Annotated in this window: 16 protein-coding genes; 9 read left to right on the top strand and 7 right to left on the bottom strand. The window is 63.6% G+C overall.

The annotated features are described in order from the left end of the window. The first annotated feature begins 24 nt into the window (after window positions 1–24). The 4 genes from BH682_RS13430 (at window position 25) to BH682_RS13415 (ending at window position 6,220) form a co-directional block, all read left to right on the top strand. Window positions 25–1,431: a WS/DGAT/MGAT family O-acyltransferase gene (locus BH682_RS13430; RefSeq protein ID WP_003942594.1), complete on the top strand. Its 1,407-nt coding sequence runs from the start codon at window positions 25–27 to the stop codon at window positions 1,429–1,431. 11 nt (window positions 1,432–1,442) lie between these two features. After that, window positions 1,443–2,732: an HRDC domain-containing protein gene (locus BH682_RS13425; protein WP_064688814.1), complete on the top strand. Its 1,290-nt coding sequence runs from the start codon at window positions 1,443–1,445 to the stop codon at window positions 2,730–2,732. 161 nt (window positions 2,733–2,893) lie between these two features. Further along, window positions 2,894–4,114, top strand: a complete 1,221-nt coding sequence (locus tag BH682_RS13420) for a thiolase family protein (RefSeq protein WP_003942598.1) — start codon at window positions 2,894–2,896, stop codon at window positions 4,112–4,114. Continuing rightward, a complete protein-coding gene (locus BH682_RS13415; protein ID WP_007732875.1) occupies window positions 4,115–6,220 on the top strand; it encodes a 3-hydroxyacyl-CoA dehydrogenase NAD-binding domain-containing protein in 2,106 nt (701 codons plus the stop codon). A 66-nt stretch (window positions 6,221–6,286) separates the two neighbouring features. Here the strand turns inward: BH682_RS13415 and BH682_RS13410 are convergent, their stop codons facing one another. Then, on the bottom strand, window positions 6,287–7,858 hold the full coding sequence (locus tag BH682_RS13410) for a GMC oxidoreductase (protein WP_083954666.1): 1,572 nt from the start codon (window positions 7,856–7,858) through the stop codon (window positions 6,287–6,289). Between the two features lie 102 nt (window positions 7,859–7,960). Beyond that, complete coding sequence (locus BH682_RS13405; RefSeq protein ID WP_042920005.1) at window positions 7,961–8,512, bottom strand: TetR/AcrR family transcriptional regulator; 552 nt, start codon at window positions 8,510–8,512, stop codon at window positions 7,961–7,963. 124 nt (window positions 8,513–8,636) lie between these two features. On the opposite strand from BH682_RS13405, the gene BH682_RS13400 reads away from it, so the two are divergent. Both BH682_RS13400 and BH682_RS13395 read left to right on the top strand, forming a co-directional pair. Next, window positions 8,637–9,653 carry an iron-siderophore ABC transporter substrate-binding protein gene (locus tag BH682_RS13400; RefSeq protein ID WP_075833068.1) on the top strand — a complete coding sequence of 339 codons (1,017 nt, stop codon included), beginning with the start codon at window positions 8,637–8,639 and terminating at the stop codon, window positions 9,651–9,653. Between the two features lie 350 nt (window positions 9,654–10,003). Then, window positions 10,004–11,446, top strand: coding sequence for a sugar porter family MFS transporter (locus tag BH682_RS13395; RefSeq protein WP_050656622.1), 1,443 nt, complete (start codon window positions 10,004–10,006; stop codon window positions 11,444–11,446). Window positions 11,447–11,534: 88 nt separating this feature from the next. Here the strand turns inward: BH682_RS13395 and dxs are convergent, their stop codons facing one another. Continuing rightward, window positions 11,535–13,481, bottom strand: coding sequence for a 1-deoxy-D-xylulose-5-phosphate synthase (gene dxs, locus BH682_RS13390; RefSeq protein WP_007732868.1), 1,947 nt, complete (start codon window positions 13,479–13,481; stop codon window positions 11,535–11,537). Between the two features lie 252 nt (window positions 13,482–13,733). On the opposite strand from dxs, the gene glsA reads away from it, so the two are divergent. Both glsA and BH682_RS13380 read left to right on the top strand, forming a co-directional pair. Further along, window positions 13,734–15,560, top strand: coding sequence for a glutaminase A (glsA, locus tag BH682_RS13385; protein ID WP_047269337.1), 1,827 nt, complete (start codon window positions 13,734–13,736; stop codon window positions 15,558–15,560). 9 nt (window positions 15,561–15,569) lie between these two features. Then, window positions 15,570–16,235 carry an SIMPL domain-containing protein gene (locus BH682_RS13380; protein ID WP_003942616.1) on the top strand — a complete coding sequence of 222 codons (666 nt, stop codon included), beginning with the start codon at window positions 15,570–15,572 and terminating at the stop codon, window positions 16,233–16,235. Between the two features lie 51 nt (window positions 16,236–16,286). Here BH682_RS13380 and BH682_RS13375 read toward each other — a convergent pair whose 3' ends face one another. The 4 genes from BH682_RS13375 to BH682_RS13360 all read right to left on the bottom strand — a co-directional run bounded on the left by BH682_RS13375 (window position 16,287) and on the right by BH682_RS13360 (window position 21,893). Beyond that, window positions 16,287–17,933, bottom strand: coding sequence for an MDR family MFS transporter (locus BH682_RS13375; protein ID WP_007732863.1), 1,647 nt, complete (start codon window positions 17,931–17,933; stop codon window positions 16,287–16,289). Between the two features lie 5 nt (window positions 17,934–17,938). Then, complete coding sequence (locus BH682_RS13370; RefSeq protein WP_003942624.1) at window positions 17,939–18,427, bottom strand: MarR family winged helix-turn-helix transcriptional regulator; 489 nt, start codon at window positions 18,425–18,427, stop codon at window positions 17,939–17,941. 154 nt (window positions 18,428–18,581) lie between these two features. Continuing rightward, a complete protein-coding gene (locus BH682_RS13365) occupies window positions 18,582–19,850 on the bottom strand; it encodes a class I SAM-dependent RNA methyltransferase (protein ID WP_050656625.1) in 1,269 nt (422 codons plus the stop codon). Window positions 19,851–19,898: 48 nt separating this feature from the next. Next, entirely contained in the window at window positions 19,899–21,893 is a 1,995-nt protein-coding gene (locus tag BH682_RS13360; RefSeq protein ID WP_007732857.1) for an APC family permease, read from the bottom strand. 171 nt (window positions 21,894–22,064) lie between these two features. Here BH682_RS13360 and BH682_RS13355 point away from each other — a divergent pair, with 171 nt between their 5' ends. Further along, window positions 22,065–22,730 carry a potassium channel family protein gene (locus BH682_RS13355; protein ID WP_003942587.1) on the top strand — a complete coding sequence of 222 codons (666 nt, stop codon included), beginning with the start codon at window positions 22,065–22,067 and terminating at the stop codon, window positions 22,728–22,730. The last annotated feature ends 79 nt before the right edge of the window (window positions 22,731–22,809 follow it).

The following is a 22,809-nucleotide window of genomic DNA, read 5'->3' as shown; positions in this document are numbered from 1 at the left end:
CTAGAACCTGTTCTAGAATGAGTCATGCAACGTCTCAGCGGACTCGACGCGACCTTCCTCTACTTGGAAACACCGACCCAGCTATTGCACGTTTGTGGACTTGTCCTGCTCGACCCCACGACCATCCCGGGCGGCTACGACTACCGGAAGCTGCTTCGCGAGTTGGACTCGCGAATGGCCACCATGCCGACCTTCCGGCGCAAACTCAAAGATTCCCGTCTCAATCTCGACTACCCCGTGTGGGTCGACGATCACGATTTCGACATCGAGCGGCACTGCCATCGGACCGCGGTACCTGCTCCCGGCACACACGCGGAACTGGCAGAGCTCGCCGGACACATCGCGAGCCAACCGCTGGATCGTTCCCGACCGCTGTGGGAGATGTGGGTCATCGAGGGACTTGCCGACGGACAGATCGCCGTCATGTCGAAGATCCATCACAGCGCTGCCGACGGTGTCACCGGCGCGAACATCCTGGCTCAGCTGTGCAGTCTCGAACCGGATTCACCGGCGCTCGTGGATCCCACCGCACAGGGTGCGGGCGACGCGGGAACGCTGGACATCGCCATCGGCGGACTCATGGCCGTCATCGCCCGACCCGCAAGAATCGCCCGTCTGGTCCCGGGCGGAATCGCCATGCTCCCGAAGTGGGTGACGCGTGCGCGAAAGGGTGAAGCGATGCCTGCTCCGTTCACCGCGCCGCGGACCTCGTTCAACGGCGCGATCACCGGTCACCGCAACGTCGCGTTCAGCCAACTCGATCTCGCGAAGGTCAAAGCCGTCAAGGACCGTCACGGCGTCAAGGTCAACGACGTGGTTCTCGCGCTCTGCGCCGGGGCACTGCGTAAGTATCTGGAGGACCGGGACGAACTGCCGGAGGACTCCCTCGTCGCCATGGTGCCGGTGTCGGTCCACGGCAAATCCGATCGTCCGGGCACGAACCAGATCTCGGGCATGTTCACGCAACTCGGCACCCAGATCGCCGATCCGGTCGAACGCCTGCACGCGATCAGCGATTACAACGCCACCTCGAAGAACCACAACGAGGCTCTGGGCGCGAACATGCTCCAGGACTGGTCGCAGTTCGCTTCGCCGGCGGTGTTCGGCGCCGCCATGCGCGTGTACTCGTCGCTCAAACTCGCCGAGCGTCACCCCGTCGTGTCCAACCTGGTCGTGTCGAATGTGCCTGGACCACCGGTCCCGCTCTACTTCCTCGGTGCCCAGATCAAGGGAATGTTCCCGCTCGGCCCGATCTTTCACGGAGCAGGTCTCAACGTGACGGTGATGTCTCTCGACGGAAAACTCGACGTCGGCATCGTCAGTTGCTCCGATCTGGCACCCGAATTGGACCAGCTCGCGCAAGGTTTCGGAGCCGCACTCGACGAACTGTTCGACGCTGAGGTGACAACCCCGGCCCCGACTGCGACGTAGAGTCAGTGACCATGTCCGAAGTCACCGATGATGCAACCGAGCCCACCTCCGACGTAGTTCCGCTGCTCGTTCCGCGTGACGGAGTTCCGGACGTCATCACCACTGCCGCCGGTGTCGCCGACGCCGCGGCCGCGCTGGCCTCCGGCCACGGCCCGCTCGCCGTGGACGCCGAGCGCGCATCCGGATTCCGCTATTCGGCACGGGCGTACCTGATCCAGCTTCGCCGCGAAGGAGCAGGATCGTTCCTTCTCGACCCGATTCCGACAGCGCAAGACCTGCAGCCGTTGGCCGAGGTGATCAACCCGTTGCAATGGGTGCTGCACTCTGCCGATCAGGATCTCCCCGGCCTCGCCGAACTGGGCCTGACGCCGGCCGAGCTGTTCGACACCGAACTGGCCGGACGACTGGCCGGGTTCGAGCGAGTCGGACTCGCCGCGATCGTGGAACGAACCCTGCGAGTGGAACTTCGCAAGGGTCACGGGGCTGCGGACTGGTCGACACGTCCGCTGCCGGACGCCTGGTTGAACTACGCCGCCCTCGACGTCGAAGTGCTTCTCGAACTGCGCGACGCAATGGAAGCCGAACTCGAATCCCAAGGCAAACTCGATTGGGCGAAGGAAGAGTTCGAGTACATCCGTCTGGCCGGCCCGCCCAAGCCCAAACCGGACCGCTGGCGTCGTACGTCGCACATCACCTCACTCAAGACCACCCGTCAGTTGGCGGCGGTACGGGCGCTGTGGCAGGCGCGCGAGGATCTCGCACGCAAGCGCGACGTGTCTCCGAGTCGGGTTCTTCCTGACTCCGCGATCATCGATGCCGCTCTCAAAGATCCTCGGTCGCTGGATGCGCTCCGCTCGCTTCCCGTCTTCGGCGGACCACGTCAACGCCGGTATTCGCGTATTTGGATGGACGCACTGGAAGCCGCGCGCAGGCTCCCCGACAGCGAGCTTCCGCCGAAAACCCCGCCCATCGTCGGGCCGCCCGCTGCCGGTCGCTGGGCCCGCCAGGATCCAGCGGCGGCTGATCGGTTGACCGCGGCGCGCGCAGCACTGTCGGACCTGAGCAAAGAGGTTTCGGTGCCCGTGGAGAATCTGCTCCAACCCGACCTGGTCAGGCGCCTGTGCTGGGACTGGAAACTGGAACCCGACTCGGACATCGCCGAAGTCGAGAGTGCGATCGAGACCAAGCTCACTTCCGGTGGCGCACGTGGCTGGCAACGCACTTTGACCGTTCCCGTCCTCGCCGAGGCACTGAACTCCGTGGTCCCGGCCGAGCCCGAAGTGGAAGAGCCGGAATCCTGACCTGACCCCGGTGTGAGGTTGGAGCAATTCGGCACGTTAAGTTACCGGTCAGTAATGGGCAGTAGTACGCTCGATACGAGGCCGGACGCCTGGCCGTGATCGCCGAACCAACGTCTCGCCGCCCTTCGGTGCGGTGGGCAGCTCCATCAGGAGGAATTCGCGTGGCTCCATCCACAAACAACCAACGCAACGTCGTCTTCGTCGACGGCATTCGCACCCCGTTCGGCAAGGCCGGCCCGAAAGGCATGTACGCCGACACGCGCGCAGACGATCTCGTCGTCAAGGCGATTCGTGAGCTGCTTCGCCGTAACCCGCAGCTCGATCCCGCACGGATCGACGAAGTTGCTGTCGCAGCCACCACGCAGACCGGTGACCAGGGCCTGACCATCGGCCGCACCGCTGCGATCCTCGCCGGTCTCCCCGAAACCGTTCCCGGATTCGCCATCGACCGCATGTGTGCCGGCGCGATGACCGCCGTCACCACCACCGCGTCGGGCATCGGCTTCGGCCAGTACGACGTCGTGATCGCCGGTGGCGTCGAGCACATGGGTCACCACCCGATGGGTGAGGGCGCAGACCCCAACCCGCGTTTCCTCGCCGACCGCCTGGTCGACCCGAGCGCCCTCGTGATGGGTAACACCGCCGAGAATCTGCACGACCGGTTCCCGACCATCACCAAGGACCGCACGGACGCCTACGCCGTCAACAGCCAGAACAAGTACGACGCTGCCAAGAAGGCCGGCTTCATCGCCGACACCCTGGTCCCCGTCGCCACCCGCAGTTCCGCGGGCTGGGGTCTGGCCACCGAAGACGAGCCGCCGCGCCCCGGAACCACCGTCGAAGATCTCGCGAAGCTCAAGACGCCGTTCCGCCCGGCCGGACGCATCACCGCCGGTAACGCAGCCGGACTCAACGACGGTGCCACCGCAGCACTGCTCGCCGGTGAGGACACCGCAGCCGAGCTCGGCCTGCCGGTCGGCATGCGCATGGTGGGCTTCGCCTACCAGGGCGTCGACCCCGCCGTCATGGGCATCGGCCCGGTTCCCGCCACTGAGAAGCTGCTGGCACGCACCGGCCTCAAGATCGAGGACATCGGACTCTTCGAGATCAACGAGGCGTTCGCCGTTCAGGTCCTCGCGTTCCTCGAGCACTACGGAATCGCCGACGACGACCCGCGCGTCAACCAGTGGGGCGGCGCCATCGCGTGTGGCCACCCCCTCGCTTCCTCGGGCGTTCGCCTGATGACGCAGCTCTCCCGCCAGTTCGCGACGCGTCCCGACGTGCGCTACGGCTTGACCACCATGTGCATCGGCCTCGGCATGGGCGGCACCGTCATCTGGGAGAACCCGAACCACGCTGACTACCAGGCAGGAGTTAACTAAATGTCTGATATTGCAACAGCATTCGCCGACGAGGTCGTGACGAACGCCTACACGAAGATCATCTCGGTCCCCGGCATCGAGGGCCCGTTTGCACTGATCACCCTCGACAACGGCTTCGACCACACCAAGCCGTCGTCCTTCGGTCCCGGCGGACTCGCAGCATTCGACGCCGCCCTCGACGAAGCCTTTGCCGCCAACCCGGTTGCCATCGCCGTCACCGGCAAGCCGTTCATCTTCGCCGCCGGCGCGGATCTCAAGGGTGTTCCCGCGATCACCTCTCGTGAGCAGGGACTCGAGCTGGGCCGCTTGGGTCACAAGGTGTTCCGACGCCTGCGTGAGTCGTCCGTTCCCACGTTCGCCTTCATCAACGGTGTCGCTCTGGGCGGCGGCCTCGAGGTCGGACTGCACAGCCACTACCGCACGGTTGCCGCCAATGCGGGCGCACTGGGTCTTCCGGAAGCATTCCTCGGTCTGGTCCCCGGTTGGGGCGGAACGCAGTTGCTCCCCAACCTCGTCGGCCCGTCGAACGCCGTCACCGTGGTTATCGAGAACTCGCTGAACCAGAACAAGGTGCTCTCCCCCAAGAAGGCACTCGAACTCGGCGTCGTCGACGTCGTTCTCGACTCTGCCGACTTCATCGAGCAGTCCCTCGCCTGGGCGTCGCAGGTCCTCGCCGGCACAGTGACCCCCGCTCGCCCCGAGATCGATCGTGGCCAGGGCTGGGACGACGCGATTGCTCGTGCGAAGGCGATCGTCGACGGCAAGACCAAGGGCAACGCTCCCGGCGCCGTCAAGGCCGTCGAGTTGCTCGAACTGGCTCGCAGCACCGACATCACCGATGCCGCCTCGCTCGACAAGGGCTTCGCGGCCGAGGACGAGGCTCTTGCCGATCTTCTGCTGACGGACGAGCTCCGGGCTGGTCTGTACGCCTTCGATCTGGTGAACAAGCGCGCCAAGCGTCCCGCCGGAGCACCCGACCGCTCGCTCGCTCGTAAGGTCAGCGGCGTCGGCATCGTCGGCGCCGGCCTCATGGCCAGCCAGCTCGCGCTGCTCTTCGTCCGCCAGCTCAAGGTGCCGGTCATCCTGACCGACATCGACCAGGAACGCATCGACAAGGGTGTCGGCTACGTCCACACCGAAATCGAGAAGCTCCAGGGCAAGGGGCGCCTGTCCCCCGACGCTGCGAACCGCCTCAAGGCGCTCGTCTCCGGTTCCCTCGACAAGGCCGCGTTCGCCAAGACCGACTTCGTCATCGAAGCCGTCTTCGAGAACATGGACGTCAAGAAGAAGGTCTTCGCGGAACTCGAGCAGTTCATTGCTCCCGAAACCATCCTCGCCACCAACACCTCTTCGCTCTCCATCACGGAAATGGCGTCCGGCCTCGAGCATCCCGAGCGTGTGGTCGGCTTCCACTTCTTCAACCCGGTGGCCGTTCTTCCCCTCCTCGAGATCATCAAGGGCAGCAAGACCGATGATGCCACTCTCGCAACGGCTTTCGCCACCGCGAAGTCGCTGAAGAAGTCCGCCGTCCTCTGCGGCGACAAGGCCGGCTTCGTCTTCAACCGCCTCGTCACCCGCACCTTGGGTGAGGTCATGTCCGCCGTCGACGAAGGCACCCCCTTCGACGTCGCAGACAATGCCATCGCCGAACTCGGCATGCCCATGTCGCCGTTCACCTTGCTGGCCCTCGTCGGACCCGCAGTGGCACTGCACACCGGTGAGACCCTGCAGGAGTCGTACCCGGACCGGTTCAAGAGCTCACCCGGACTCGAAGCACTCGTCGAGGCCCGCAAGCCCGGCGTGTGGACCTGGGGCGAGAACGGTCAGGCCGTCGACCCCGAGGTCGCCGCACTGTGGCCGCAGGGTGACAAGGTGTCAACTTCGGAGGAGGTCCTCGAGCGCACACGTCGTGCATTTGCCGAGGAAATTCAGATCATGCTCGACGAGGGCGTCGTGGCGGCAGCCGAGGACATCGACCTCTGCCTGCTGCTCGGCGGCGGATTCGGATTCTGGAACGGCGGCATCACGCCGTACCTGGACCGCACCGGCACCTCCGAGGCCGTCAACGGCAAGCGCTTCCTCGCGCCTGGTGTTGCCAGCGTCTGAGTCAGTCGATCGACCCGTCACGGACGGCGTGCCCTCGGGTGCGCCGTCCGTGGCGTTTGCGCAGGTTCAGAATAGGGTTCCCACATCGTCTTTCACGATGTTCTCGAGCGCACGCTCCGCGACGGCGGCGATGGTCATCGACGGATTGCACGCAGCGGAGTTTCCCGGCAGCAGAGCGCCGTCGAGCACGTACAACCCCCGCTGGCCCAGAATCCGCCCATCAAGATCGCACACCGAGTTCATGCAGGCACCACCGAGGGGATGCCACGTGGACGGCAGTATCGCGTTCGTATCGGTGAGCAGTCCTCCTGCCGCGATCTGCTGGGCCGCAGGTCCGATGTGGCCTTGCTGGATCGCAGAGTCGCCATCACTCGGCCAACGGAGCACCGCCTCACCCCGCGCCGAGTCGTACACGAACCGACCTCGGTCGCGGCTCACACCGAATCCGACCATCACCGTGCTGTGAGCGTCGAACGCCACCGGCGGGAACGACGCCTGAATGACGGTGAACGCGTTATGCGGGTCGTCCCAGTTCCGGCTGCCGTAGACGACCGGCCCGCCCTGCGTCGCACCGAAGTTCTCGGCGAGATCCGACCAGATGTAGATCCGATCGGCATTGGTCCCCCACCCTGCGCCGAGCTCGTCCGGTAGATCCCTGATCCGCCCCGTTGCCGCGGCGCGGACCAGGAGTTTGGTGGTGTTCATGCTGCCGGCAGCCATGACGAGCGCATCCGTCGTCAAGATCTTGTTCTCGAGAATCTTGCCGGAAATGTCGGTCCGGTCCACGTACACGCGCCACCGTCCGTCGGCAGCCCGCTCGACATCGGTGACCTGGTGCAGAGTCTCCACATTCACCAATCCGGTCGCTTCCGCAGCCGCAATGTAGGTGACATCCACCGAATGCTTGCCACCGTTGTTGACACCGAGCGCGCCGTCACCGTTGGTGTAAGACGGCTTCATCTCACCCCTCAGTTCGGCCAACGCGAAGTTCCAGTCGATCGGCATCGGAATCTTCGACACGGGTAGACCGGAACGCGTTGCGTTACGCGCGAATACACGTGCCGCCTCGTAGTTCGGGCTGGAAATCAGTTCGTCTGGTGCAGTTTCCACTTGCAGCATCCGCGCCACCCGCGGGTAATGGACGCGGTCCATTCGTGCGTAATCGAGCTCCTCCGGAAAGTGCGTGTTGAAGACCGCTTCTTCCGGTTGCAGCGTCATCCCTTGGTACACAAGCGATCCGCCGCCCACACCGGCTGCGCAGATCGCGGTCATGTTCTCACCGGTCACCGTCTCCAACAAACCCGCGTATGGCTCGAAGATCGCCGGCCTGCCGAACAGAGTCGGGTTTGACTGATGCCAGAGGATGCGCTTGTCCGGGCTGGCGGGGTGCGGGAAAGTTTCGGCATTCGGCCCGGTCTGCCACCGAATCCCTCTCTCCAGCAAAGTGACCGGAACCCCCGCCTCGGCCAGGCGAAGTGCCGTCACCCCGCCGCCGAACCCCGATCCGATAACCACGACACGGTGCACTTCACGTGTCAGCGGAATCCCTGTTGCAGCCCTGGCCGTGCGTGGCGCCATCATCGCGACTCCCACGGCGGCCGTACCGGCCAAGAATGATCTACGTTTCACTCCGGACATGACTGGTGCTCCCTCGAAGAATGTCGCCAGAGAATTCCGGGCACGCCAAAACTAGACACTCTGACGCTCGAGTGTCAAGGTTTCGGCGGAGCAGGCAAGGAACTACGAGGTCGACCGGATTGCGGGCCCGAGCCACCTCGAGAGAAAGGCCCGCAAGGAGTCGTCGGAATGTACGAGGTCACTGTCGAATGCAACAACCGAAAGCCCCAGTCGCACGGCAATTTCCACTATCTCATCCAACTCCGCCTCGGTGGCGAGGCCACGTTCGACCATAGGGGTGAGCATCTGACCAGCGAAAGGTATTGCTCGACTCATCATTTCGAGATCGAAGACAGGGTTTCCCCGCTCGGCGAGGAGCAGAGTCGCGAGCACCGGGTGAGCACGCACGGCAGTTCGCGCGGCAACGATGAATTCGACGACGTATTCACACGCCGTGTCGACCGACTCCACCTGTGCCGTGATCTCCCCGAGAACCTCGACAGCGAGACCGCCCATCGCCTGGGAGACGACCTCTTCACGTGTGCCGAAAATCGAGTACACCGTCTGGCGCGAGACACCGGCCGCGGTGGCAACTGCGGCAATGTTCACAGCCTCGAATCCGCCACCTTCGATCAGTCCGAGGGCGGCACCGAGAATCTTCTGCTGTGATCGCACGAGGAAAGTATTGCCCACCGAAACGGTGCACTGAGAAACGCGGTCCAGATCCGACTCCCACCTGCATAAACGGCACAATCGGTTTCGTTTGGCTGCCGAAATTCAGTAGGTTAGGCTGCCCTTCATGAAAACTTCTGTTCGGGGCTTCACTGCCCTCGGTGCGGCTGCAATCGCGGTCACCGCACTTGTCTCGTGCTCCTCGGATTCAGGCACATCCACGACATCCCAAGGTACGGGCGGATTCCCCGTCAGCATCGAGAACACCTTCGGCACCACGACCATCGACTCGAAACCCGAGCGCCTCGTCACCCTCGGATGGAACGCGCAGGACATCCTGTACGCACTCGATCTGACTCCGGTCGGACAGCCCAAGTACACCTACGGCGCGGACGACAACGGCGTCATGCCCTGGGCGCAGGACTACTTCGACGCGGACAAGACAACGCTCTTCGACATGCCGGCCAGCGGAGAACCGCCGATCGAGTCCATCGCGTCGTTGACCCCCGACGTCATCCTCGCGCCGTACGAGGGCTTCGAGGAATCCGTCTACAACCAACTGAGCAAGATCGCACCGACGGCCGCCTACCCCGGCGCGGCCTGGCAGACATCCTGGCAGGACCAGACCCGCATCGTCGGCAAGGCAGTCGGCAAGAGCGAAGAGGCCGACAAGCTCGTCGACGGCCTCGACGCGACTCTCGCCGATACCGCCGCAGCCCACCCGGAGTTCGCCGGAAAGACATTGGCAGTGGTCAACTTCGACACCGATTCGAGCAACATCAACGTCTATCTGCCCACTGATCCGCGGGTCCAGGTGCTGACCGAACTCGGGTTCGTCAACGCACCGGGCGTCGAGAAGCTAGCCGCGGACAATGCAGGTGGATCGTTCTTCAAGACGATCTCCTACGAGAACATCGCCGACATCGACGCCGATGTGATCGTCGGCTTCACCGACGGCTCCGGTGATCCGTCGGGCATACCCGCAGTCGGTGGACTCGGCGCGGTCAAGCGTGGATCCACCGCATTCCTCAGCGACACCCGGGTCATCGGCGGACTGAGCAACGTCAACGTCCTGAGCACGCCGTGGGTCCTCGGCCAGATCACACCGACGTTGAGCGAAGCCGCAAAGCGCGCCTCGGCCTAGAAACGAGATTTTCCCGACAACCCTCTCCGGCGTGATCCGTATCGAACGGCTCGCCGGAGAGGCGGGTGACCCGGAAATTCATGGCGAAGGATCTCGAAGACATCGCAGCAAAAGCCGAGCGTCTCTCGGGCGAGTAAAGCGCCCTCACCTGCACTTACCATATTGTTTGCATAATAACTGCAATCAATACGACATCACTGTTTCCAGCTGATTCGCTGCGGGAATGGACTCAGCTGGGTAACGGCGCGTGAGTCCCCGCCAAATCTGCCCCGGTGGGCGTAGCGTGCAGAGTGCTCGCGGATGGATCGGCGCATCGGGGTGTCGACCGTAGGGCCTTTGAGGGGGCAGGAATGGCATTCAGCGGAACCGCCTCCGGCGGAGGATCAGGCGCTACTCGCGCCGACGTCGGACATGCAGTGCTCTTCGCCGGCGCCGCCGCGCTCGGCGGTTTTCTGTTCGGATACGACACCGCAGTCATCAACGGGGCGGTCGGTGCGATCCGAGACAAGTACGACATCGGCGCCTCGGGCACCGGGCTCACGGTCTCACTGACTCTGCTCGGCGCAGCACTCGGCGCCTGGATCGCAGGCACACTCGCCGACCGACTCGGCCGCATCCGCGTCATGCAGATAGCCGCGGTGTTGTTCATCATCGGCGCCGTAGGCTCCGCAATTCCGTTCAGCGTCTACGACCTCACGTTCTGGCGCGTGGTCGGCGGCCTGGCAGTGGGTTTCGCGTCAGTCATCGCCCCGGCCTACATCGCGGAGATCTCCCCCGCCGCGATTCGCGGACGTCTCGGCTCGATGTACCAACTGGCGATCGTTCTCGGAATTGCCGTGTCGCAGTTGGTCAATTACGCCCTCCAGGCCGCGGCCGGTGGTGATCGCAATCAGATCGCAGGCCTCGAAGCCTGGCAGTGGATGCTGATGCTCGAGGCGGTTCCCGCAGTCCTGTACCTGATCATGACAACCACGATTCCCGAATCTCCACGGTTCCTCGTGGCGCAGGGCAAGGACGATCGTGCTCGCAAGATCATCTCCGATCTCGAAGGTGGAGATCACGACGCCGTCACCGAACGCATGAACGAGATCCGCGAATCTCTGACGGAGAAGCAAGCCAAGACCACAGTCCGCCAACTCTTCTCGAAGCGGCTCGGGGTCTCCCATCTGGTGTGGGTCGGTATTGCACTCGCCGCATTGCAGCAGTTCGTCGGTATCAACGTGATCTTCTACTACTCGAGCACCCTCTGGCAGGCGGTCGGATTCGGCGCCGACCGATCCCTGCTGATCAGCGTCGTGAGCGCCTTGGTCAACATCGTCGGTACATTTGTCGCCATCGCCGTCATCGACCGGGTCGGTCGAAAGCCGCTGTTGTTGGTCGGTTCCGCCGGTATGGCCATCTCACTGGGCACCGCGGCGTTCTGTTTCCATTCGGCAACAGTGACCAAGAACGAGATCGGCGAATCTGTGGCCACGCTGACCGGAGCGAACGCGACTATCGCACTTATCGGTGCGAACGCATTCGTATTCTTCTTCGCTCTGTCCTGGGGCCCGGTGGTCTGGGTGTTGATCTCCGAGATGTTCCCCAACCGCGTGCGTGCTGCAGCAGTAGGAATTGCGACCGCCACCAACTGGGTCGCGAACTTCCTGGTCTCCTGGACGTTCCCGGCACTGGCCGATTGGAATCTGTCGTACACCTACGCCGGCTACGCCGTCATGGCAGTGTTGTCGCTGTTCGTCGTCCTGAGGTTCGTGAAGGAAACGCGAGGCAGCACACTCGAATCCGTCCAGTAGCGAGATCTCACGGTGTCACACCGAAAAGCGGTGGCCCTCGGATTGATCCGAGGGCCACCGCTTTTCGAGATTATCGTGAGACGAGCCGTCAGCCTTGCGCGACTTCGCCCTGAGCCGACGCCGAGGACGCGTCTTCCTGGACGTGGACGCCGACGCTGCCCATCCCCGCCACCCAGCCGGTGATCTTGCGGGAGAGGTCCTGAGCCGTGAGTCCGAGTTCCTTGTGGATGGCCTCGCGGCTGGCGTGATCGAGGAACTGCTGGGGAACGCCCATGTCGCGGCACGACGTGTGCACTCCGGCTGCCCGCATCGCGGCCGAGACCGTCGAACCGATGCCGCCGTGCAGACCACCGTCTTCGATGGTGACCACGAGGGCGTACTTGTCCGCCATCTTCACCAGCGAATCCGCGACCGGCAGAACCCACCGCGGATCGACGACGGCAACCGAGATGCCCTGCTTGTCGAGCCGCTCGGCAATCTCGAGTGCCAGGGATGCAAACGGGCCCACCGCGACGAGGAGCACGTCGCCGCGCTCACCCTCGCTGGACTTGAGAACGTCGACCATTCCGTCGAGTCGCTTCACGGCCGGAATCGCTTCGGGTACAGCGCCCTTCGGGAAACGAACGACGGTTGGGCCGTCGTCGACGAGAAGCGCCTCGTCCAGCTCTTCCCGCAGCGTGTCGGCGTCACGCGGTGCCGCGACGCGGATCCCCGGGATGATTCCGAGCAGCGAAAGATCCCAGACGCCGTTGTGGCTGGCGCCGTCGACTCCGGTGACCCCGGCGCGGTCGAGCACGACTGTCACCGGTTGCTTGAGCAGAGCGACGTCCATCAACAACTGGTCGAAAGCCCGATTGAGGAAGGTCGAGTAGATAGCAACGACGGGGTGAAGTCCGCCAAGTGCAAGACCGGCGGCCGAGGTCATCGCATGCTGCTCGGCGATACCGACGTCGAAGATCCGATCGGGGAACTTCTCACCGAAGGCCGCGAGGCCGGTGGGCCCGGCCATCGCCGCGGTGATGGCGACGATGTCCTCACGACGCGAAGCCTGCTCGATCAACGCGGCCGAGAAGACCGACGTCCAGTCCGGCGCGGACGACTTGGTGCCGCGACCGGTGACGGGATCGATGACACCGGTGGCATGCATCTGGTCGGCCACGTCGTTCTCGGCGTGTGCGTAACCGTTGCCCTTTCGAGTGACGGCATGCACGATGACCGGTCCGCCGTAGGCCTTCGCCCGGCGCAATGCCGATTCCATGGCGGCTTCGTCGTGTCCGTCCACCGGTCCGAGGTATTTGATACCGAGATCGGTGAACATGACCTGAGGGCTGACCGCGTCTTTGAGACCCGCCTTCATTCCGTGCAGGACGGAGTACGCGGTGCGCCCCACCCAGGGCAGTCTCTTGACCATGCGTCGGCCACTGTCGAGGGCGCGCTCGTAACTCGGCGCAGTGCGCAGTGCCGAGAGATGGTCGGCGAGTCCGCCGATGGTCGGTGCGTACGAGCGGCCGTTGTCGTTGACGACGATCACCACCGAACGGTCCTTGCCTGCCGCGATGTTGTTGAGAGCTTCCCAACACATTCCGCCGGTCAGCGCACCGTCACCGACGACGGCAACTACGTGGCGATTCTGACCCGTCAACGCGAAGGCCTTCGCGAGGCCGTCGGCATAGGACAGCGCGGCGGAAGCGTGAGAGGACTCGACCCAGTCGTGTTCGCTCTCGGCGCGGCACGGATACCCGGACAGTCCGCCCTGCTTACGCAGAGTATCGAACTGATCCTGACGACCGGTGAGGATCTTGTGTACGTAGGCCTGATGGCCCGTGTCGAAGATGATCGCGTCCTGCGGCGAGTCGAAAATTCGGTGCAGTGCGAGGGTCAACTCCACGACGCCCAAGTTGGGCCCGAGGTGACCACCGGTCGCAGCGACCTTCAGCACGAGGAACTCACGAATCTCGTCGGCCAACTCCGTCATCTCGGCGTGGCTCAACTGACGTAGATCGTCAGGACCCTGAATGCGGGCAAGAACACCCAACGAGATCGCTCCCTCCGTGCTTCACAGCTGCACCGGTGCGCGCCGCGGCTGTCTTCGCGACAGTGCTGCCAGTCTACGGAGCGTTCCGGCGAACCGACACGCGGACTCGGCCCGATTCCGGTGTGACTTCGCGTAACAGCGAAATCCCGCGGATCGCTCGTGATCGCAATCACAGACAAATGGGATCCGTCGCGATCGACTCGGCAACTCTTCTTCCACAAAACGACCGCCATGTCAGCTTAAGGTCGACGTATGGGAACTGTGGTCGACGACCTGATAACGCGAGTGTTCGACGAAGTCCGATCACTCGACGAAGGCGAGTTGGCCGACTACATCCCCGAACTCGCGGCGGTCGCCCCCGATTCGTTCGGAATCTGCATCGCCACCGTAGACGGTTACGTCTACGAGATCGGTGACTCGCGAATCCCGTTCACCATTCAGTCGATCTCGAAGCCCTTCACCTACGCCTTGGCTCTCGCCGATCGAGGAAGCGAGGCGGTTGCCGCGAAAATCGACGTCGAACCATCTGGCGAGCCGTTCAACGAAATCAGCCTCGACCCGCTCACCGAACGGCCACGAAACCCCATGATCAATGCCGGGGCGATCACCGCTGCATCACTGGTTGCCGGACCGAATCCCGAGGCCCGCTTCGAGCGCATCCGGTCGGCGTACTCGCGATACGCAGGCCGCGAGCTGACCTTCAACGAAGCCGTCTACACCTCCGAGGCCCGCACCGGTCACCGCAACCGTGCGATCGGCCACATGCTGCGATCCTTCGACGTCATCACCGGCAATCCCGACGAGGCCGTCGACCTGTATTTCCGTCAGTGCTCGATCGACGTGACCTGCCGTGATCTGAGTCTGATGGCTGCGACGATGGCGAACAACGGCGTCAATCCGCTCACCCACGAGCGTGCGCTGGCACCCGCAGGCGTCGAACAGGTCCTCAGTGTCATGGCAACCTGCGGGATGTACGACGGCGCCGGCAAGTGGCTGGTGGAGGTCGGATTGCCGGCCAAGAGCGGCGTCGGCGGCGGAGTGCTGGCGGTTCTGCCGGGCCAGATCGGCATCGCCGTGTACTCCCCCAGGCTCGACGTTCACGGCAACAGTGTTCGCGGAGTTGCGTCTGCCCGCGCGCTGTCGAAGGAACTCGAACTGCACTTCCTCCACGTGACGCGGGCGTCACGCTCGTCGATCCGGGCCAGATACAGCGTCATCGAAGCACCGTCGCGAGTACGACGCACCCCGACCGAACAGGCCGTGCTCGACGACGTCGGCAAGCGCAGCCGGGTCTACGAACTGCACGGCGATCTCCTCTTCACCGGTGCCGAATCGGCGGTCCGCGAAATCGGCTCGGTGGACGAGGGCCTCGAGGTTGTCGTCATCGACGTCCGCCGCGTCGACGACGCCAGCGACGTCGCGGTGCGCATGATCACTGCGCTGCAGGTTCAGCTGGCCGAGCAGGCTTGTGCTGTGGCCGTCGTCGATCCGCAAGGACTGCTGGGACAACGAAGTTCGAGCATCGACCCCGCCAGAAGAAGTGGTCGGGTTTTTGCGGATCTCGATTCCGCCATGCAGTGGTGCGAAGACACGCTGCTTGCGGTGCATTGTGAGGCCGATCGGCAGGCGTCGACGATCTCGATCGAGGACCACCCAGTTCTCGATGCTCTGTCCGCGGCACAGATCGAGGGATTCTCGGCAGAGTTGGAGACGCGAACCTATGCCCGCGGCGAGAAGATCGCCCGCCGAGGTGAATCGGCGTCTGGCTTCTACCTGATTCTCAGTGGCCAGGTCAGCACCATGTTCACCGACGCGCACGGGGTCGAGCACCGCATCACGACGCTCTCCGCCGGAATGACGTTCGGCGAGATGACGATGTTCCTCGACACTCCGTTCCTCAACGACATCCGCGCCGATTCCACGGTCACCGTGGCCGTGCTGACTCCGGAGCGATATGCAGAACTGACCGCACAGGCACCCGAGTTGAAACTTGCGCTTCTCGAACGACTGGCTGCGGGCGCCTACGAGCAATTGGACCTGATGTTGCGGAGTGTCATATCCGCCGGACGAATCGGATAGGAACCACACGTGCCCACCACCGCCTTCACCTCGGAGCCGTCCACTGTCACGGTGACCGGAACCGCCACTGCAACAGCTGTTCCCGACATCGTGCGATTGACGATCGGAGTATCGGTGACACAGACGGCCGTTTCCGACGCGTTCGACGCCGTCGCGCGTCTGTCCACTGCGCTGACCGAGACCCTGCACGCGCGCGGTGTGCGCGGAGCGGACCTCACCACCGCCGGGCTGAGCGTCCATCCGCAGACTCAGTGGAGCGACGGAGGCCGCCAGGAGACAACAGGATTCACGGCATCGACAACTTTCCGAGTCGTACTGCGAGAGCTGGAGCCGGAAGCGGCGAACTCCCCCGCTGCCGTCATCGCGGCATGTGTATCGGTGGGTGGCGACGCGATTCGGCTCGACGGACTGGAGTTCGATCTCGACGACCGCAGCGATCTGGCGACAAGAGCACGCGAATTGGCCTGGACGGCAGCCGAATCGAAGGCCAGACAGTTCGCAGACCTGGCAGACAAAGATCTGGTCGAAGTCCTCGAGGTGCTCGAGGACTTCGACCAGATAGTGCCGATGCGCGGACGTGTCGCGGCCATGAAAGCGGATTCGGCCCCGATAGCCGTCGAACGCGGAGAGATCGAAGAATCGATCTCGGTCCGCGTTCGATGGGCTATGGCGTGACAACAGTAGTTCAGAAGACGCTGCCGGCAGTAGACCAGCCGGGCATGCGGATCAGCGAGTGAGGTTCTTCTCCTCGTTCTTCTCTTCGCGTTCTTCTTCGAACTTCTGCTCGGCGTCGGGGGTTGCCATGTCGATGGTGGTGCGCAACGGACGGTTCGGGATGAAGATGACCGACACGAGCGTGACCACGGCGACGACGGCTGCGACCAGGAAGATCCGTCCTGTTGCGTCGCCGTAGGCGAACCGAACGATCTGCGAGACGAAGTCAGGCATATTGCTCAGGTCGAGGCCGTCCTGGAGGCTCTTGCCAGCTACTGCCTGCTGCTCGGGCGGCAAGGTGGAGACCGAATCGACTGTCAGTGTCTTGACGCGGGTCGCAAGAATCGAACCGAGCACCGACACGCCGATCGCGCCGCCGAAGGTGCGGAAGAACGCCACGATACTGCTGGCCGCGCCGATGTTCTCGACGCTGACCGTGTTCTGCACGGCGAGAACGATGTTCTGCATCAGCATGCCGGTACCGAGACCCACGATGGCGATGAAGATTCCGATTGTCCACAGGCTGGTTGCGTGGTCGATCGTCGACAGCAGCCCGAAACCGACCAGCAGCAGAACTGCGCCGGCGACGATGAAGGGCTTCCACTGACCGAACTTGGTGATCAGCTGGCCCGAGCCGACCGAGGCGACGAGCATGCCTGCGACCATCGGAATGGTGAGCAATCCGGCTTCGGTGGGATCGAATCCGCGTGCGGTCTGGAAGTACTGCGTCAGGAACGTCGTCGCGCCGAAGAGGCCGACACCAACTGCGATCGAGGCGATGATCGCGAGAGCCGTGGTGCGCTCGGTGATGATCTTGATCGGCAGGATCGGATCCTTGACCTTGGATTCGACGAACATCGTCAGGCCGAGCAGGGCCAGACCACCGATGACGAAGAAGGCCGACTCCTTCGAGAACCAGGCGTAGTAGTCGTCCTGACCGGCAAACGAAACCCAGATCAGCAGGACGCTGACACCGGCGGTGAGCAAGGTGGCGCCCATCCAGTCGATGGAGACGTTGTCCTTCTTCACGGTCTCGACGTGCAGTGTGCGCTGAAGCAGGAACAATGCGATGACTGCCAGCGGAACACATACGTAGAAGCACCAGCGCCAGCCGGCAGTGTCCACGAGGACGCCGCCGAGGATCGGTCCACCGGACATCGAGACAGCCATGGCCGCACCCATGTATCCGGAATAGCGACCGCGATCTCGCGGCGGGATGATCGTGCCGATGATGGCTACGACGAGAGCGGTCAGACCGCCCATACCGATGCCCTGGATGACACGCGCACCGAGCAGCAACGGAACGTTGTGCGCCGCGCCGGCGATGACCGAGCCGATCACGAAGATGACGATCGCGGTCTGGACCAGGACCTTCTTGTTGTAGAGGTCGGCAAGCTTGCCCCAGATCGGCGTCGACGCCGCGGTGGCGAGCAACGCTGTCGTGATGATCCAGGCGTACTGCGTCTGAGTTCCGTGCAGTTCACCGATGATCGTGGGAAGCGCTGTGGAAACGATGGTGCTACTGAGCAGCGCGGTGAACAGCGCTGCGATGAGTCCGGTGAGTGCTTCGAGAATTTCGCGGTGAGTCATCGCGCCCGCTTCGCGAGCCGATCCGTCACCTCCGGTACTTGCCCGGGTTTCTCCTACTGTTGCTGCCATGTGCCTTATCTCCCAATACTTTCTACGCCCGTGTGCGGAACTGCCGGTGAGGCCTGCCGATTCGATGCGCCGAACGTCTCGTTGAGACGTTGCAGCGATGTCACTGCGGCCATGGCCTCTTCCTGGCTCCAGTCTTCGAGCATGTTGCGCAAACGCGCCGCACGCCGCTGCGTGGTTCTCCGTAAAACGTCGTGTCCCTCTTCCGATACTCGGATGCGGAACGCCCGCTTGTCAGCCGGATCGGGATTTCTCTCGACATACCCAGCGTCGACCAGATCCGACATTTGTCGGCTGAGCGACGACTGACTGACACACAGATCGACGGCCAATTCGTTCTGTCGGCACTCCCCACGCGCTGCCAGCATGAACAACACACTGACCAGCGCAGGCGGCAGCAGGCTGTCTGCACCGGTGGTGACCGCGGCTCGCAGCGATCTGCCGAACATGAAGATCGTGTCGACGAGCGCTTGGGCCGTCTCCGGCTGTACCGACATTGCCTACCCCTGAATTCGAGTGGCCCGAACGAGCCGTGACTTGAAAACGGAAAACTACTTGCAGAACGAAACTATACGATTAGTTGCGTAATGCAAGCAACTGTTGTGAACGCGAGAAGCGTCACACCGTTTCAGGGAAAGATTTCGGGACGTCTCAGCGTTCGAGGAGCGCGATGCACTCCATGTGGTGAGTCTGGGGGAACGCGTCGAACGCCCGGAGGCCACCGATTCTGAAGCCCTGCTCCAGGTAGAGGCCGATATCGCGACCGAACGACGCCGGGTCGCACCCGATGTGGACTATCCGCTCAGCGCCCGTTGAGGCGAGAGCTTCCACGACCGGACGGCCGGCCCCCGCACGTGGCGGGTCGAGCACGACGACAGCAGGCGAACGCTCCAGATCCGCGATGATGTTCTCGACGCGGGCGCTGTGGAAGCGCACCTGACCGAGATCGGACAGCGCTGCCTGCCCGTCCGCGACTGCACGCGCCGAAGATTCGACGGACTCCACCACGCCGGACGGCCCGACAAGCTCGGCGAGCACAGCTGCGAACACGCCGACACCGCCGTAGAGATCCCAGGCCGTGTCCGCGGTAGCGGCTCCGGCCCACTCCCCGACCACCTGTGAGTACGCGGCCGCAGCGCCGCGATGGGCCTGCCAGAAACCGGTCGCGGCCAGCGCCCATTCTCGACTGCCGACGCGCTCGGTCACTGTGTCCGATCCGATGGCAACTCGGGTCTTTCGCGGGCCGCCGCTTGCCGCTCGGCGTGCCATCGCGCCGCGTCGCCCGGGCGTCCGCCGTCCCGTCTTGGACACCGCGGGTGCCGCGATTTCCACGACGTGCCGCTCGCCCGCAGCGTCGAGAACGACCTGCAGCTCGCTACCTGGCGCCCACTGCGCACCGCCGAGACCGTCGTACGCGCTCTGATCGATCTGGGTGCACCGCAGGTCTGTGACGATCCGGTTGCTGCGGTACGCGTGGTATCCGGCGACACCGTGCCCGTCCACCGCCAACCGGACTCGCGTGCGCCAACCCGTTCCGCCTCCGGTTCCGGGCAGTTCCTCTACCTCGACGTCCGATTCGACACGAGCCAGTCGCAGAAGCTGCTCCCGCACGACCGAGGTCTTCATCTCACGTTGGACGCTCAGATCCGCATGCGAGTAGTCGCAGCAGCCCGCCCCGCCCGGGCCGGAGATCGGGCATGTCGGATCGATCCGATGCGGAGAAGCGTCGAGAACGGTGATCGCGTCGGCGCGGCAAAACGATCCGCCCTTGTCCTCGGTCACCCGGACCAGCGCACGCTCCCCCGGCAAACCGTGACGGACGAACACGACCCGCCCCTCGTGCCGGGCGACGACGAACCCGCCGTGACCGGGGTTGCCCAGATCGACCTCGAAGGTCTGTCCGGTCCAATTCTCACTCAACGAACTACGCCTGCCATTTCGATGTTGCCGATCATTTTTCGCCGGTGATCATTTCTCGCCGGTGTCGTAACCGCGACGCGTGGCACCTGCGGTCTTCTCGATGTCGAGCGGCTTCGCCTTTGCCGACGAACTCAGCTGCCACGGAACGCTGGTCACCATCACGCCGGGCTGGAAAAGCAGACGACTCTTCAGACGAAGCGCGCTCTGATTGTGCAGGATCTGCTCCCACCAGTGTCCGACGACGTACTCGGGAATGAAGACGGTGACGACGTCACGCGGAGCATCGCGTCGTACGCGCTTGACGTAATCGAGAACCGGCTTGGTGATTTCGCGGTACGGCGACTCGATCACCTTGAGCGGAACCGTCACGTCGCTCTTCTCCCACTCACGCACGAGTGCGCGGGTGTCCGGCTCGTCGACATTGACCGTGATGGCTTCGAGGGTGTCCGGTCGCGTGGCTCGCGCGTAGGCGAGAGCTCGCATCGTCGGCATGTGCAACTTCGAGACGAGCACGATCGAGTGCGTGCGGCTGGGCAGTACGCCGTCCCACTCCTGCTCCTCGAGCTCGGCTGCGACGCTGTCGTAGTGCTTGCGGATCATCTTCATCACGATGAAGATCGCGACCATCGCGACGATGGCGATCCATGCGCCGGCAGCGAACTTGGTGATCAGAACGATGATCAAGACGGTGGCAGTCATTGCCAGACCGATCGAATTGATCACTCGCGAGCGCTGCATACGGGCCCGTTGCGCCTTGTCGGTCTCGGACTTCAGATGCCGAGTCCAGTGCTTGATCATGCCCGTCTGGCTGAGCACGAACGAGACGAAGACGCCGACGATGTACAACTGGATGAGCTTGGTGACCTCGGCGCCGAACACCACGACGAATGCGATGGCAGCACCGGAGAGGAAGAGGATTCCGTTGCTGAATGCCAGTCGGTCGCCGCGCGTGTGCAGCTGACGCGGTAGGTACCGATCCTGCGCCAGGATCGATCCGAGTACCGGAAATCCGTTGAACGCGGTGTTCGCGGCCAGAACCAGGATCAGTGCCGTGACGATCGCCATGAAGAAGAAACCGATCGGGAAACCACTGAACACGGCTTCGGCGATCTGCGCGATCAAGGTCTTCTGATGGTAGCCCTCCGGCGCTCCGACCAGCTGTTCCTGCGGATTGTGTGCGTAGACGATGCCGATCTTCTGAGCCAGGATGATGATGCCCATCAGCAGGACGATGGCGATCGACCCGAGCAGCAGCAAGGTCGTGGCAGCGTTGCGCGACTTCGGCTTCTGGAACGCCGGTACGCCGTTGCTGATGGCCTCGACGCCGGTCAGTGCGGCACAGCCCGAGGAGAATGCGCGGGCGATCAGGAACGCGAAGGCAATTCCGTACAGATGCGAATCCTCGGCGTTGAGCGTGAACGACGACGATTCCGCGTGCACATCCTCACCGAGGACGTAGATCCGGAAGAATCCCCACCCGAGCATCAGGAACATGCCGACGATGAATGCGTAGGTCGGAATTGCGAACGCGGTCCCCGATTCACGGATACCGCGAAGGTTGACCGCGGTCAGCAACACGATCGCCGCGACCGCGAACAACACCTTGTGCTGCGCGACGAACGGCAGAGCCGAGCCGATGTTCGACGCCGCCGACGAGATCGACACGGCGACCGTCAGCACGTAGTCGACCATCAGCGCACTACCGACGGTCAGACCGGCGGTCGGGCCGAGGTTGACCGTCGCGACCTCGTAGTCGCCGCCACCGGAGGGGTATGCGTGGACGTTCTGGCGGTAGCTCGCCACCACCACAGCCATGACGATGGCGACGGACAATCCGATCCAGGGTGTGTACGCATACGCGGAAATACCCGCGACGGAGAGAACCAGGAAGATTTCTTCGGGGGCATACGCGACGGACGACATCGCGTCGGACGCGAAGACCGGTAGTGCAATTCGCTTGGGTAGCAGCGTGTGCCCGAGTTTGTCGCTTCGGAACGGCCGACCGAGCAGGAGCCGCTTGGTAGCGGTCGAGAGCTTAGACACGTGCAAAGCGTAAGCCGTCTCGCCCGATTCGGAGTCATCAGAGCCCCAACTTCACCTTTTGTCGTGACAACCGGCACGCGAGCGACCGTTGTACTTGCTCTTCCCGTGAGGGGCTGTACCGTTCGATTCGGCGTGCAATCGCGCCATGAGGGTCCATGAACGGAGTAGGGCGTGTATGTCGTCATCATGGGGTGCGGTCGAGTGGGTTCTTCCCTCGCCGCGTCTCTGACCAGGATCGGACATGAGGTCGCCGTCATCGACCGCGATCAGAGTGCGTTTCTGCGTCTCGATCTCGACTTCCCGGGAACCAAGGTTCTGGGAATGGGGTTCGACCGTGACGTGCTGGTCCGGGCGGGAATCGAGCGGGCCGACGCCTTTGCCGCGGTGTCCTCGGGAGACAATTCCAACATCATCGCAGCGCGAGTCGCACGCGAGACTTTCGGCGTCGAACGCGTCGTCGCACGTATTTACGACGCCAAGCGTGCCGCCGTTTACGAGCGACTCGGCATTCCCACGGTCGCCACCGTGCCGTGGTCGACGGATCGTTTCCTGCACACGTTGACCAAGGAAAGTCAGACTGCGAAGTGGCGCGATCCTTCGGGCACTGTCGCCATCACCGAACTTGCCCTGCACGAGGATTGGGCGGGCAAGCCGATCGCGCTCCTCGAAGGCGCGACCAGTTCGAGAGTCGCCTTCATCATCCGCTTCGGGACCGGCATTCTCCCCGACCGCAAGACTGTCATCCAGGCAGACGATCAGGTCTACATCGCCGCCGTGTCGGGAACCGTCGCCGAAGCTGTCGCACTGGCCGGCAACCCGCCGCCGAGCGACGACTGAGGGAGGCCGCAGATGACTGATCCGTACGCCGTCCCCCACAACAAGACTGCGACTGTGTTGCACTACAACGTGATTGGAA

The sequence above is a fragment of the Rhodococcus sp. YL-1 genome, assembly GCF_001942025.1.
GTDB classification, from domain to species: domain Bacteria; phylum Actinomycetota; class Actinomycetes; order Mycobacteriales; family Mycobacteriaceae; genus Rhodococcus_F; species Rhodococcus_F qingshengii.
This window is presented reverse-complemented; position numbering and strand designations above follow the sequence as displayed.